Genomic DNA, 12,017 nt, shown 5'->3' with positions numbered 1-12,017 from the left:
TCACGAACCGGCGGCTCATAGGTACAGACCAGTACCGTGCTCGGTGAGCTCCGTCGCAACCGCGTGCAGATCGCGTTCCCTCATCACGAGATACGTGGTGCCGTGCACCTCGACCTCAAGCTGATCTTCCGGGTTGAACATCACCCGGTCCCCGACCTTCACGTGGCGCACGCTGGTACCGACTCCGAACACATCACCCCACGCCAACCGCTTCGCCATCTGGGCCGTAGCGGGGATCACGATGCCTCCGCTGGAACGCCGCTCGCCGTCCTCGGGCGAGATGCGGACCATCACACGGTCGTACAGCATCTGGATCTCGAGCTTGACATCAGGCACCAGCAGAGTCTACGTGCCTTGTGGACCGTCCTCGTCCATGCCGCCCATCAGCAGCGGCAGACGGGTAGGTGCATCGGCAACAACTCGAACTGGGACACCCCAGTCCTGCCTGGTCAGACGGCACACCGGGTGTTCGTCGGCAGGATCGTCACTGCAACTGGCCGCCTGCGCTACGACGTGCAGAACGCCGTTCGTGACCTGATCGTTGATCCGCAACGCCCGTACCAGTTCGGTGCCGACGCCCGCGCCCTCGAGGATCAGCTCAGGGGGTGAACTGGTGATCTCCAAACGGGTGGACGGTCCGTACCTTTCGTCCAGTTTCGTCCCGGTCGGCGGCGTGAAGACGACCGCGAGCTCGAACTCGCCCGGCCCGATGTCAGTGGAGGGCCGCTTGACCTCGTGGGCCGCGCCGTCGATCTTCGTGGCGGACGCCGCGAACCGTTCGAGCCGGTGGGCGGCGCTCGCGACGACGACGAGCTCACCGTCGACGAGGAGCGCGTCCGACGGCTCGGCGATGTCCGTGGCGATGGTGGTCAGCGCGTTCGTCGCGGGGTCGAAACGCCTGATCGCGTTGTTGTAGGTGTCGCTGATGACGACCGAGTGGTCGGCGAGGACCGTGACGCCCAGCGGGTGCTGCAGCAGTGCCTCGTCCGCGTCGCCGTCCTTGTGCCCGAACGCGAACAGCCCCTTGCCGACGACGGTGTGGACCTCGCCGTTCTCGAGGTAGCGCAACGCACTCGTCTCGGAGTCGACCATCCACAGCCGGTCGCCGTCCGCCGCGAGCCCGGAGGTCTGCGCGAAGAAGGCCCCTTCGGCCGGACCGTCGTTGATGCCCTCGACGGTGGTGCCGGCCAGCCGCCTGACGGTGCCGCTCCCGGGGTCGAAGAAGCTCAGCGTGTGGTTGCCGGCCATCGCGATCGCGACACCGCCGTTCCACCACGCCACGTCCCACGGGCTCGTCAGATCGATCTTGTCGGCCGGCCCGTCGGTCTCACCGTCACGCCACTGCTCACCGGTGCCCGCGAGCGTCGTGACCTCGCCCGTCTCGAGGTCGAGGCCGCGCAGGAGGTGGTTGACCGTGTCGGCGACGACGACCTGGTTGGTGCCGGGGACGAGGGCGAGGCCCGCGGGCTCGGAGAAGGTGGGGCTCAGGCCGTCCCGCCGGCCGCGCTCGCCGGTGCCGATGCGGCGGAGGACGGTCTCGCCGTCCACTTCGAGCTCCACGATGCTGTGGTGGGCCGAGTCGCTGACGAGGATCGTGCCGCTCGGCGTCACGAGGGCCTTGGCGGGGAAGCGGAGCGTGGTGTCCTCCGGCTCCGGCGCCTGGTACGGACCCCGGCCGCGGTGCAGCGTGCCCTTGGCGTCGTGCTCCTCGACCAGTTCCGCGATGATGGTCCTCAGCGCCTCGACATGGCCCTCACCAGCGGCGACGTGCACGACGTAACCCTCGGGGTCGACCAGGGTCAGCGTCGGCCACGCCTTCACGGCGTAGTTCTGCCACGTCGTGAGCTCCGGATCGTCCAGGACCGGGTGGTGCACCCCGTACCGCTCGACGGCGGCCTTGAGCGCCTCGGGGTCGGCCTCGTGCACGAACTTCGGCGAGTGCACGCCGATCGTGACCAGGACGTCCTCGAACTCCTCCTCCAGCGGGCGCAGTTCGTCGAGGACGTGCAGGCAGTTGATGCAGCAGAACGTCCAGAAGTCGAGCAGCACGATCTTGCCGCGCAGGTCCTTGAGGCTGACCGTGGTGTCACCGGTGTTCAGCCAGCCGCGTCCTACCAGCTCAGGGGCTCGGACACGGGCACGGCGCTTCACTGTCGTCACGGCCGTATCCAACACTGTGGACGGTCGCGCTGTTCCGGCGTCCATCAGGTGAGAAGGACGGCCTTGAGGTCGGTGACGCCCTTCCGGAACAGCGGGCCGTGACCGGCTTCGTCCCACAGTTCGACCAGTTCCGACTCCGGTGCGAGCACGCGGTCCAGCGCCTGGACGGCGAGCGGCCGCAGGTCCGGCGAGAAGACCGGCAGCGGCTTCTTCGGCCCGTACGCCGTGGTGACCGGCGTACCGCCCGGACACTGCGCGGCGATCAGGGCGGCCGAGGCCAGGACCGCGCACGCTTCGTCGCTGTCGAGGTACTCCTCGGTCTCGATCGTGCGGGTCAGCGCGGTGCGGATGATGTTCTCGCGCTCGCTTTCGAGTGCGTCGTCCAGTGAGCCGGAGAAGTCCGCGGCGCTGTCGTTGTCGAAGTGTCCGATGTCCCAGGTACCCATGCCGGTGATCATGGCAGCGAGCACCGACAAAAACGCTCAGGGCAGTTTCAGGCCCGGCTTCTCGCCCTCGTCGAACACCGGCGCCACGGAGATGACCGCCTCGGACAGGTCCACCTCGCCGCCGGTGAACCGGGCGCCGCGGAACGAGACCTCGCCGCCGCTCACCACCATCCCGTCGAACGAGATCCAGCCGGTCGGGAACCGGGCCAGGCTCAGGAAGAACTTGCCGGACGGCACCTGGACGCCGGAGCAGTCGGCTGAGCGCAGGACCGCGCGGACCAGGTCCTCGGACTCGGCGTCGAGGTACCACTCCGACTCCAGCGCCGGTTCGTACGGGATGCGCAGGTAGGCGCAGAGCACGTCGATGCAGACCTGGCGTTGCGCGCTCCACTCGTCGGCCAGGGCGGCGAGGGCGTGGACGCCGTCGAGGCGGACCGTCGGCGACTCGTTGCCGATCTGGTTGCAGGCGGCGCCGAAGCGTTCGTTGCGCAGCTTGGTCTGTTCGCGGGTCTCGGCGGACTCGCTGATGCGTTGTCTGCGGTAGGCGACCACCAGCGCCACGACGCTGCCGAGCCCGCCACCACGGTCAGGGCGACCTTGACGATGTGCCTCTTGATCGACCAGGGCAGGCCGGAATCCACGGAGTGGACGTTAGTTGACGCGAACCCGCCGGTAGCCCTCATCATGGGACGCGGACCGCCCGCCTGAACCTTTTCGCCGTGATCGGCGTAGAGGACGCCGGGAGGTGCGTGATGGTGGAGTACCTGGTGATCGGTGCGGGTCCGGCGGGCTTGCAGATGGGACGCTTTCTGCACCGTGCAGGCCGCGAGTACCTGATCGTCGAGCAGGAACCGGAGCCGGCGAGCTTCTTCCGGACGTTTCCGCGGCACCGCGTGCTCTCGACGGACGACAACTCGTTGTTCGAGGGTGCGCCGTTCGCGCGCTACAGCAAGCGGTCCTTTCCCGACGCGAACGACCTGGTGCGGTATCTGGAGGACTTCGCGCGGCCGTTGAACATCCGCTACGGCACGCCGGTCAGCGACCTGGGGCGGTACGAGGCGCGGCACGTCATCGTCGCGACCGGCAAGAAGCCTCATGTGCCGGGCGTTCCCGGCTTCGAGCACGCCGAGACGTACGCGAGCGCGAGCACCGATCCGACCGAGTACGCGGGCAGGCGCGTGCTGATCGTCGGGCGGGGGCCCAGCGCGTTCGAGACGGCCGACAACATCGCTTCCACGGCACGGCTCACGCACACCGTCGGGCGGTCCGTGCAGCGGATCGTCAAGGAGGGCAACGAGTTCGTCGCGACGATCGACGGCACCGGGGAGCTGCGGTACGACAAGGTCGTCGTGTGCGCCGGGTTCCGCAGGGACACCGCGCTGGACGGTCCCGGCGTGCACGTGCTCGGCGGCGACTCGATCAAGGCGATCCGGCACGCAGCCAGGGCGTTGCACCGGTCGCTGGAGGCCGAGCACCACGGGGTGCCGTGGCCGCACCGCCGGTTGCGCAGCCGGCCGGACGCGCTGGCGGCCACGATCGCCACGCGGGCGAGCGAGATCCCGGACGGACTGGCGGACGTCGTTGTGACGCAAGGACAACACGCGCTGCTCTACGACGAGATGCCCACCACCGAACGGAACGGGTTCGTCGTCACGAGCACGCAGGTGAGGCACTACCGGCGCAACGAGCTGATCGCGGTCGAGCGCCGGTTGCACCGCAAGCCGCTGGAGAGGTTCTTCTCGCAGCAGCTCGCGGTGCCGTGCATTTCCTAGACGGGCAGAGTGCGCGCGAGGAACTTCGCGGAGACGTCCCACGCGCGGTCCGCGGCGTCCTTGTCGTACCAGGGGCCCAGGTGGTTGAGGAACGCGTGGCCCGCGGCCTCCAGGTGGATCTCGGCGCCCTCGTGCGACGGCACCGCGTCCACGACCTTCTGGTAGTCGGTGATGAACGCGTCCTCGCTGCCGAAGACGAACTGGATCGGGCACGACACCTGGTCGAGCGTGCCGATCTGGTCCGGCACGCCCGAGCCGTAGAACGAGACGGCGGTGTCCGGGTCGGAGGCGGTGGCCGCGGCGTAGGCCAGGGTGCCGCCGAGGCAGAAGCCGAGCACGCCGACGCCGCCGGTCACCTCGGGCAGTCCGCGCAGGTACTGCACGGACTTGACGACGTCCTGCACGGCGAGCGGGAAGTCGAGGTTGCCGACGACCTCCATCGACTTCGCGATGCCCGCCTCGTCGTGCTCGCCGACCCAGCCCGGCTGGAAGCGGTGGAAGAGCTCGGGCACGGCCACGACGTAGCCGAGCGCGGCGAGCTTCTCCGCGATACCGCGCAGGTACCCGTCCAGGCCGAAGATCTCCTGGATCAGCACGATGCCGGGGCCGGAACCGGACTCCGGGAGCCAAACCGGCAACGGCATGTCGTCAACTCGATGGGTCATGCACCGATCTTGCCCGAATTCCTCCGGTCACCGGCCCACGACCTCCACCGACGTACCGGTGAGGCGTTCGGCCTCGGCCCACAGACGCGTTGCCAGCGCCTTGTCCCTGGCGGCCCGCGGCATCGAGGCGGGCCTGGTCGGGCCGACGAGCGCCCAGCGCGGCCCGTAGTAGCCACCGGCGACCGCTGAGGGGTCGGCCACCGCATGCAGGAGCGGTTCGGTGCCCTGCTCGACCCCCTGCGAGGGAATGACCCGGTACCCCACCGACTCGAGGAAACCGGGCTTGCCACCGTTCAGGCGCGGGCCCGAGGTCATCAGGTTGGTGCGGGTGTAGCCGGGGTGCGCGCCGACCGAGAGCAGCGGCCAGTCGTTCTCGGCCGCGAGGTCCGCCAGACGCACCATCAGCAGCAGGTCGGCCAGCTTGGAGTGCGCGTAGGCCAGCGTGGGGCTGTACCGGCGGCGGGACTGCAGGTCGTCGAAGTCGATCCGCCCGCGGTACGCGGCACCGCTGCTCATCGTCACGACCCTCGGCGCGGGCGCCGCCAGCAGCAGCGGCAGCAGGCGGACGGTCAGGGCGAACGGGCCGAGGAAGTTGCTGGCGAGTTGGAGCTCGAAGCCGTCGACGGTCTCGGTCCGCGCGGGCACGTTCATCACGCCGGCGTTGTTGACCAGGACGTCCAGCGGCTCGCCCTCGGCGATCAGCTCCTCGGCGAACGTCCGCACCGATGCCTGGTCGGCCAGGTCGAGCCGCCGGACCTCCAGCCTGGCCCCGGGATGTGCGGCGAGGATCTCCGCCTCGGCCTGCCGGCCTTTGGCCTCGGTGCGCACCGCGAGGACGACATGGGCCCCGGCTCCCGCCAGCCGCTTGGCCGCCTCCTTGCCGGTGCCGCTGTTCGCACCGGTGACGACGATGCGCTTTCCGTGCTGGTCAGGAACCTGGTACATCGGAACCCCTCATTAAGGACTGACGGTCTCTTATGCCTCCAATATAAAGGACCATCGGTATCTTAGTAAAGTACCGCTGGTCTGTAACATGCGTGACATGAGCTTCCAGCGGGCGCGCACGGACGAGCAGCGCAACGAACGGCGGCGGCAGATCCTCGCCGCCGCGGCCGCGATGCTCACCGAGATGCCGGTCGCCGAACTGACCCTCACCGCGCTCAGCCGCCGGGTCTGCCTGGCCAAGGCCAACGTCCTGCGCTACTTCGAGTCGCGGGAGGCGGTGCTGCTGGCGCTGCTGGAGGCGGAGATCGCGGACTGGATCGCGGAACTGGAGTCCACGACGTTCCCCGGCGGCGGCACCGTCCGGGAACGCGGAGACCGGCTGGCAGACCTCCTGGCCACCTCGCTGGTGCGCCGCCCCGCGCTGTGCGACCTGATCAGCGCCCAGTCCACCGTGCTGGAGCACAACATCTCCGCCGAGACCGCGCTCCAGCACAAGCGCGCCGTCCACGGGTACCTCGAGGCGCTCGTCCGGTTCGCCGGAACGCACCTCCCCGAACTGGGCGACGAGGACACCGCCGCCCTGATGCGGACGGTCATGCTGGTCGCGGTCGCCGCCTGGCCGGCCAGCCGCCCCCCGCAGGCGGTCCTCGACGCCTACGCCGCCGATCCGGCCCTGGCCGTGATGTGCGTCGACTTCACCGACGTCGTGCGCCGCGCCGTCGAGGTGACGGCTTCCGGACTTCTCGCCCGCGGCCGGTAGTCCCTGCCCGATAATCAGCCGATGATCAGGTTGATCGCGACCGACCTCGACGGCACGTTGCTGCAACCGGGCGGGGTGCTGAGCGATCGCACCCGCGCCACGCTCCACGCCGTCGACGCGGACGTCGTGGTCGTCACGGCGCGACCACCGCGGTTCGTGCAGGACCTGGAGCTGACCGGCACGGCGATCTGCTCCAACGGCGCGATGATCTACGACCTGACGAACCGCGAGGTCACGCACGCGCAGACGGTGCCGCTCGACGTCGTGCGGAAGGTGTCCGAGGCGTTGGCCGAGGTGATACCGAACGTCGGCATCGCGGTCGAGACCGGCCTGGAAGTGTTGTCGGAACCGGGTTTCCAGGGCTTCGGGCCGAAGAATCCACACAGGACGCTGGAGCTGCTCGACCACGTCTTCGAGGAGGCGCACCAGGTCGTGCAGATGCTCGCCTGGGCACCGGACGCCGAGGTCGACCACATGATGGAGATCGCCAGGGAGGCCGTCGGGCAGCACGTCTCGGTCACGCACTCGGGCGGGCTCGGCCTGCTGGAGATCAGCCCGCCGGGCGTCTCGAAGGCCGCCACGCTCGAATCCCTGTGCAACACCAGGGGAATCGGCAAGCACGAGGTCGTCGCGTTCGGTGACATGCCGAACGACCTGTCGGTGCTCGGGTGGGCCGGCACGGCGTACGCGATGGGCAACGCGCACCCGCTCGTGAAGCAGGCCTGCACCAACCACGCGCCGCCGAACACCGAGGACGGCGTGGCGCAGATCCTCGAGAGCCTCTTCAGGCTCTAGTGCCTGTGTCGAAGTCTGGTTCGATACAGGCACTAGCTGCGCGGCACCGAGGTGGGACCTGCCACCTCGGCACCCAGCGCCATCACCCGCTGCCGCAACTCGCGGTCGGCGGTCACCACCGTCACCGGACGGCCGGCGCCCTCGGCGCGCACGACCTCGACGATCGTGTCGTCACCGTCGCCGGGCGCGGAGACCACGCGGACGTCGTCGACGGACGAAACGTTGCGCGCCTTGCCTTCCACGACCAGGACGACTTCCTCGTCACGGCCGCGCAGGGCGTCGCGGAGGCGTTCGGCCGCGCCCGCTCTGTCGCGCCACCACCCGTCGGGGACCGATCCCACGACGTTGGCTGCGTCGACCACGAGCAACGGCTTCACGCCTCCAGCGTGCCTCAGCCCCGGCGCGCCCGCAGCGCGTCCAGCGAGTCCGGGCCCTCGTCGACGGCAAGTGCCGCAACGGGAGCGGACGAAACGCCGGCCCAGCGCAGGACGGCGGCCGTCGCGGCGGCGCGTTCCTGCTCGGGCAGCTTCGCGATGTTCGCGCCGTGGTTGCCACCGGGCACCGTGAACGACAGCGAGTCGCGCGTGCCCCGGCCGAGGCGGAACGGTTCCGCGCTCCACGGGTCGTTCTGGCCGTTCACGAACAGCAGCCGCGAACCCTGGTGGCGGACCCACGAGTCCACGTCCCGCATCGCCGAGCGGTCGAACCGCGGGAACCTGATGTCCGGCGAGACCATCGAGCGCGGCACCGAGGAACCGGGGTGGCGCAGCAGGTCGCGCACGGCCGTCTCGTCCGCTTCCGGCCAGCCGAGCTGCGTGCCCGCCTGGTAGTAGTACGCCGTGTAGGGCGCGACGCCGGCGTCGGTGTAGAAGTCCCAGCCCACGGTCGTGTCGATGAAGTTCCAGAGGTCGTCGACCGAGGCACCCGCACCGGGGACCAGCGCGCACTGCGCCTGCGTGCCGTACTGCCAGAACGTGAACGGCGTGTCGAGCACGAGGATCTCCAGCGCCTTGTGCGCGCTGCCGAACTGCTTGTACGTGTAGCCCCTGGCCTCCAGCCGCGAGACGAACTCGTCGCGGTGCTGCAGGACCTGCCGCTGCACGCCTTCCAGGCGGCGGTTGCACGCCGGGTCGTCGCCGACCTCGCGGATGAACTCGCCGTAGACGTCGCGGTCGTTCACCACGTCGTTCGGCGCCACGTACGCGATGGTCGCGTCGACGTCGCGCGGGAAGAACCGGCGGTGGTAGATCGACGTCATGCCGCCCTTGCTGGCACCCGTCGACAGCCACTTCGCGCCGTAGATCTTCTTGAACGCGCCGACGATCCGGTGGTGGTCGCTGGCGGCCTGCCAGATGTTCAGGTCGTCCCAGTCGGCCGGAGCGGGCCGCGACGGCGTGAAGAACCGCTGCTCGACGCTGATCTGGTTGCCGTCGACGAGCCGGGCGGGCTCGGACGGGCTGATCGTCCCGGACAGGTTGTAGCCGCTGGTGTGCAGCACCATCGGCTTCGACTCCGCCTTGTGCAGCAACGAGAAGCGCTGCTCGAACTTCAGGCCGCGCGGCTTGCGGTGGTCCGCGGGCTGCTGGATGCCGAGGACGAACGTCCGCGCGGTGCCGGACGTCCCTTCGCTGATGATCCGCACGCCGGGGATGCCGGCGATGCGGTCCTTGATGTCGGGAGCGGCGGACACGACTGCGGCGGTGGCCACGACCTGCGCCGATGCCAGGCCGAACGCCAGCAGGGAGCGTGCGAGTCTGTTCACCAGGCCAAACTATTGAGCCCGCACGTCCGCCGGACCGGCCGATCGTCGGGCTTTACCGGTAGCTGGCGTAGTAAGACGCGGCCATGTCCTCGTCGCCGTGTCCCTTGGTGACAGCGCGGTTCAGCCTTGCGCTCGCCGCCTGCGCGACGTCGAGGTGCACGTTGGCACGCACCGCGGCCTCGTTCACCAGCAACGCGTCCTTCAGCGCGTTCTGCACGGTGAACGCGGGCGGGAAGGACCGCTCGATGATCGCGTTGCCCTTCGTCTGCAGGTACGCGCAGTCCATCGCACCACCGGACACGGCATCGAGGAAGAGCTTCGGGTCGATCCCGGACGCCTCCGCGAGCGACACGGCCTCGCCGACGGCGGCGGTCAGCGCGAGCACCCAACTGTTCGCGACGAGCTTCAGCTTCGACGACGCCCCGGCCTCACCGACCCACATCGTGCGGGCACCGATCACGTCGAACACGGGCTGCACGCGCTCGCGCAGTTCATCGGCACCGGACGCGAGCACGACGAGCTTGCCCTCGGCGGCGGGCTTCGTGCTGCCGAGCACGGGCGCGTCGACGAACTCCAGGCCGAGCGACCGCGCCAGGGCGATGTGGTCCTCGGTGTACGAGACGCCGACGGTGGACGCCTGGATCCACACGGCGTCGTGTGACAGGGAGGGCGCGGCGTCCTGCATGGCCGCGGTGACCGCGGCGCCGTCGTTCAGGACCGTCAGCACGATCTCGGCACCCTCGACGGCCTCAGCGGGGCTGTCGGCGACGGTGGCGCCCTTCGCGGCGAGTGGTTCGGCCTTGGCGCGCGTGCGGTTCCAGACCCGGACGGTGTGTCCGGCCGCGGCGAGGTTGGCTGCGATGGGGGCACCCATGAGGCCGGTGCCGAGCACGGCGATCTCCATGGCCCCCAGCAAACAAGAAACCTCGCGGTGCTGCCAGGTCGGGGGTCCGACAGCACCGCGAGGTCAACAGTGACATCGGCGGACCGACGTGCGCTGTTACAACGCCATCATACTGTGGCGTGGATCACGTTTAACAGAATGAATGAAACCCCTGGAGCGCGGGAGGTGCTCCAGGGGTTCCCGTTTGGGGAGGCACTCGCGACGGGGCGCCGCGCGAGTGCCGGGTCTTGGTCAGCGGAGGGTGGTGACCTGAGCCTGGGCGATGGCCATCAGCTCGTGACGCATGGACGGGGTGGTCGCCATGTCGATCGCGCGAGCCACGGCCTTCCGGTTACGCGCCTCGGCACGGCGGGCGCGGAGCTTCGCTGCGAAGTTCATCTGGGTCTGCACTTCCCTCTGTGAGGTCTGTTCGGTTGGTAACCCAAGTATGCACCTACACAGGCGTGAAAGCACGCGATTGTCCGGTGAGTTGGGGCACATGCCGATGAATCATCGGCTGGCAACGTGAACGGCCGGACAACGGCGGGGTGCCCCAGGTCACTCCTCGCGGCCGAGCAGGAACCGTCCGAAGTGCGGCACGGTGAAGGCGATCTGACCCCGTTCCGCGCTGTAGACCAGGCCTTTCTTGATGAGCGAGTCCCGCGCGGGCGACAGCGACGAGGGCTTGCGACCCAGGTGGTCGGCCACCTGGGCGGTGTTGACGCCCGCATCCTTTCCGTCGGTCAACTCGGCCATTGACCGGAGATACTCGCGTTCAGCGGGTGTTGCACGCTCGTATCGGGAGCCGAAGAAGCCCACCGCCAGCTCCGCGTCGGCCTCCGGAGCGGCCACGGAGACGTCCGTGGCGGTGATCGGATCGGCCGGAGCGGCGTCCCAGGCGGCCTTGCCGTACGCCTGGATGAAGTACGGGTAGCCGCCGGACGCGTCGAACAACGCGTCGAGCGCCTCGTCGGTGATCCCCGCGTCCTCGCGTTCGACGGGGGCGAGTACGGCGCGGTCGGCGTCCTCGCGGCTGAGCCGGTCGATGCGGACGTAGCGGAAGAGTCGCTCCGAGTACGACTTGCTCGCGCTCAGCACCGCGGGCAGGTGCGGCAGGCCGGCGCCGACGACCACCAGTGGCGCGCCGATCTGCGACAGCTCGTGGCACGCCGCGCACAACGCGCTGATGTCGTCCGGCTTGAGGTCCTGCATCTCGTCGATGAGCAGCGCGACGCCCGTGCCGACGTCCTGCGCCAGCTCGGCGACGTCGGTGAACAGCTCGACCAGGTCGATCTCGATGTCACCGGAGTCGGCCCGCCCGGACGCCGCGGGCACGTCGATGCCGGGCTGCCAGCGGTCGCGCAGCTTGGCGCCGTCGGGAGCGGCCCTGAGCGCGAACGCCTTCAGGACGCCGAGGATCGCCTCGACCCGGTCCGGCGCGCGGTGGCGGACCGCGAGATCCCGGATCGCCCGGTGCAGCGCCGCCGACAGGGGCCTCCTGAGGTCGGCGTCGGGCCTGGCCTCGACCTTGCCCGCGCCCCAGCCGCGCTTCACGGCCATCGACCGCAACTCGCCGAGCAGCACGGTCTTGCCGACGCCGCGCAGCCCCGTCAGCACGAGGCTGCGTTCGGGACGGCCGCGCGCCACGCGTTCGAGCACCACCTCGAACGCGCCGACCTCCTTCTCCCGGCCGGCGAGCTCAGGAGGCCGCTGGCCTGCACCGGGAGCGAACGGGTTGCGCACCGGGTCCATGGCTCGCACCGTATCCGCGTTTCTAGCGGCGCCTCTAGAGACGCGCAGACGAACCTCGAAGTGGGGCCGGATGCCGC

General features: G+C 69.6%; 14 protein-coding genes. 3 read left to right on the top strand and 11 right to left on the bottom strand.

Translation table 11 applies throughout. The features are described from left to right. Nucleotides 1–15 precede the first annotated feature (15 nt). From DFR72_RS17120 to DFR72_RS17105, 4 genes are read right to left on the bottom strand one after another with little or no spacing between them, the layout of a single operon-like run. Nucleotides 16–309, bottom strand: coding sequence for a GroES family chaperonin (locus tag DFR72_RS17120; protein WP_084401587.1), 294 nt, complete (start codon nt 307–309; stop codon nt 16–18). Between the two features lie 36 nt (nt 310–345). Continuing rightward, nucleotides 346–2,205, bottom strand: a complete 1,860-nt coding sequence (locus DFR72_RS17115; RefSeq protein ID WP_090066231.1) for an NHL domain-containing thioredoxin family protein — start codon at nt 2,203–2,205, stop codon at nt 346–348. Next, complete coding sequence (locus DFR72_RS17110) at nt 2,205–2,630, bottom strand: DUF4259 domain-containing protein (protein ID WP_211335450.1); 426 nt, start codon at nt 2,628–2,630, stop codon at nt 2,205–2,207. The genes DFR72_RS17115 and DFR72_RS17110 overlap by 1 nt, the downstream gene beginning before the upstream one ends. 12 nt (nt 2,631–2,642) lie before the next feature. Further along, nucleotides 2,643–3,167, bottom strand: coding sequence for a hypothetical protein (locus tag DFR72_RS17105; protein ID WP_090066232.1), 525 nt, complete (start codon nt 3,165–3,167; stop codon nt 2,643–2,645). Between the two features lie 158 nt (nt 3,168–3,325). Between DFR72_RS17105 and DFR72_RS17100 the strand changes: the two genes are divergently transcribed. After that, a complete protein-coding gene (locus DFR72_RS17100; RefSeq protein WP_090066233.1) occupies nt 3,326–4,378 on the top strand; it encodes an NAD(P)-binding domain-containing protein in 1,053 nt (350 codons plus the stop codon). On the opposite strand, the gene DFR72_RS17095 is transcribed toward DFR72_RS17100, so the two are convergent. Beyond that, nucleotides 4,375–5,043, bottom strand: a complete 669-nt coding sequence (locus DFR72_RS17095) for a dienelactone hydrolase family protein (RefSeq protein ID WP_090066234.1) — start codon at nt 5,041–5,043, stop codon at nt 4,375–4,377. The two genes, DFR72_RS17100 and DFR72_RS17095, sit on opposite strands and share 4 nt — an antisense overlap. Before the next feature lie 27 nt (nt 5,044–5,070). After that, nucleotides 5,071–5,988: an SDR family oxidoreductase gene (locus DFR72_RS17090; protein WP_090066235.1), complete on the bottom strand. Its 918-nt coding sequence runs from the start codon at nt 5,986–5,988 to the stop codon at nt 5,071–5,073. Nucleotides 5,989–6,085: 97 nt separating this feature from the next. Between DFR72_RS17090 and DFR72_RS17085 the strand changes: the two genes are divergently transcribed. Together DFR72_RS17085 and DFR72_RS17080 are read left to right on the top strand one after the other, a co-directional pair. Continuing rightward, nucleotides 6,086–6,748 (top strand): TetR/AcrR family transcriptional regulator, encoded by a 663-nt coding sequence (locus DFR72_RS17085; RefSeq protein WP_211335449.1) that lies wholly within the window; start codon nt 6,086–6,088, stop codon nt 6,746–6,748. 21 nt (nt 6,749–6,769) lie between these two features. Further along, nucleotides 6,770–7,543, top strand: coding sequence for an HAD family hydrolase (locus DFR72_RS17080; RefSeq protein ID WP_211335448.1), 774 nt, complete (start codon nt 6,770–6,772; stop codon nt 7,541–7,543). A 32-nt stretch (nt 7,544–7,575) separates the two neighbouring features. Here the strand turns inward: DFR72_RS17080 and DFR72_RS17075 are convergent, their stop codons facing one another. From DFR72_RS17075 to DFR72_RS17060, 5 genes are all read right to left on the bottom strand, one after another. Continuing rightward, nucleotides 7,576–7,920 (bottom strand): NTP pyrophosphohydrolase, encoded by a 345-nt coding sequence (locus DFR72_RS17075; RefSeq protein ID WP_090066237.1) that lies wholly within the window; start codon nt 7,918–7,920, stop codon nt 7,576–7,578. A gap of 14 nt (nt 7,921–7,934) precedes the next feature. Further along, a complete protein-coding gene (locus tag DFR72_RS17070; protein ID WP_245983077.1) occupies nt 7,935–9,305 on the bottom strand; it encodes a S28 family serine protease in 1,371 nt (456 codons plus the stop codon). A 52-nt stretch (nt 9,306–9,357) separates the two neighbouring features. Next, nucleotides 9,358–10,209: an NAD(P)-dependent oxidoreductase gene (locus tag DFR72_RS17065; RefSeq protein WP_211335447.1), complete on the bottom strand. Its 852-nt coding sequence runs from the start codon at nt 10,207–10,209 to the stop codon at nt 9,358–9,360. A gap of 231 nt (nt 10,210–10,440) precedes the next feature. Next, nucleotides 10,441–10,587 carry a hypothetical protein gene (locus tag DFR72_RS45570; protein ID WP_169746017.1) on the bottom strand — a complete coding sequence of 49 codons (147 nt, stop codon included), beginning with the start codon at nt 10,585–10,587 and terminating at the stop codon, nt 10,441–10,443. Between the two features lie 159 nt (nt 10,588–10,746). After that, nucleotides 10,747–11,940 (bottom strand): ATP-binding protein, encoded by a 1,194-nt coding sequence (locus tag DFR72_RS17060; RefSeq protein ID WP_090066239.1) that lies wholly within the window; start codon nt 11,938–11,940, stop codon nt 10,747–10,749. Nucleotides 11,941–12,017 lie beyond the last annotated feature (77 nt).

This window comes from Lentzea flaviverrucosa, from assembly GCF_003350445.1.
Lineage (GTDB): Bacteria > Actinomycetota > Actinomycetes > Mycobacteriales > Pseudonocardiaceae > Lentzea > Lentzea californiensis.
The sequence above is the reverse complement of the archived record's forward strand: the minus strand, read 5'-3'. Positions and strand labels throughout refer to the sequence as shown.

Coding starts and splice junctions, on each gene's coding strand:
- DFR72_RS17095 (WP_090066234.1), bottom strand. CDS start 5,043: ATGACCCATCGAGTTGACGACATGCCGTTGCCGGTTTGGCTCCCGGAG.
- DFR72_RS17115 (WP_090066231.1), bottom strand. CDS start 2,205: ATGGACGCCGGAACAGCGCGACCGTCCACAGTGTTGGATACGGCCGTG.
- DFR72_RS17065 (WP_211335447.1), bottom strand. CDS start 10,209: ATGGAGATCGCCGTGCTCGGCACCGGCCTCATGGGTGCCCCCATCGCA.
- DFR72_RS17060 (WP_090066239.1), bottom strand. CDS start 11,940: ATGGACCCGGTGCGCAACCCGTTCGCTCCCGGTGCAGGCCAGCGGCCT.
- DFR72_RS17085 (WP_211335449.1), top strand. CDS start 6,086: ATGAGCTTCCAGCGGGCGCGCACGGACGAGCAGCGCAACGAACGGCGG.
- DFR72_RS17120 (WP_084401587.1), bottom strand. CDS start 309: ATGCTGTACGACCGTGTGATGGTCCGCATCTCGCCCGAGGACGGCGAG.
- DFR72_RS17090 (WP_090066235.1), bottom strand. CDS start 5,988: ATGTACCAGGTTCCTGACCAGCACGGAAAGCGCATCGTCGTCACCGGT.
- DFR72_RS45570 (WP_169746017.1), bottom strand. CDS start 10,587: ATGAACTTCGCAGCGAAGCTCCGCGCCCGCCGTGCCGAGGCGCGTAAC.
- DFR72_RS17080 (WP_211335448.1), top strand. CDS start 6,770: ATGATCAGGTTGATCGCGACCGACCTCGACGGCACGTTGCTGCAACCG.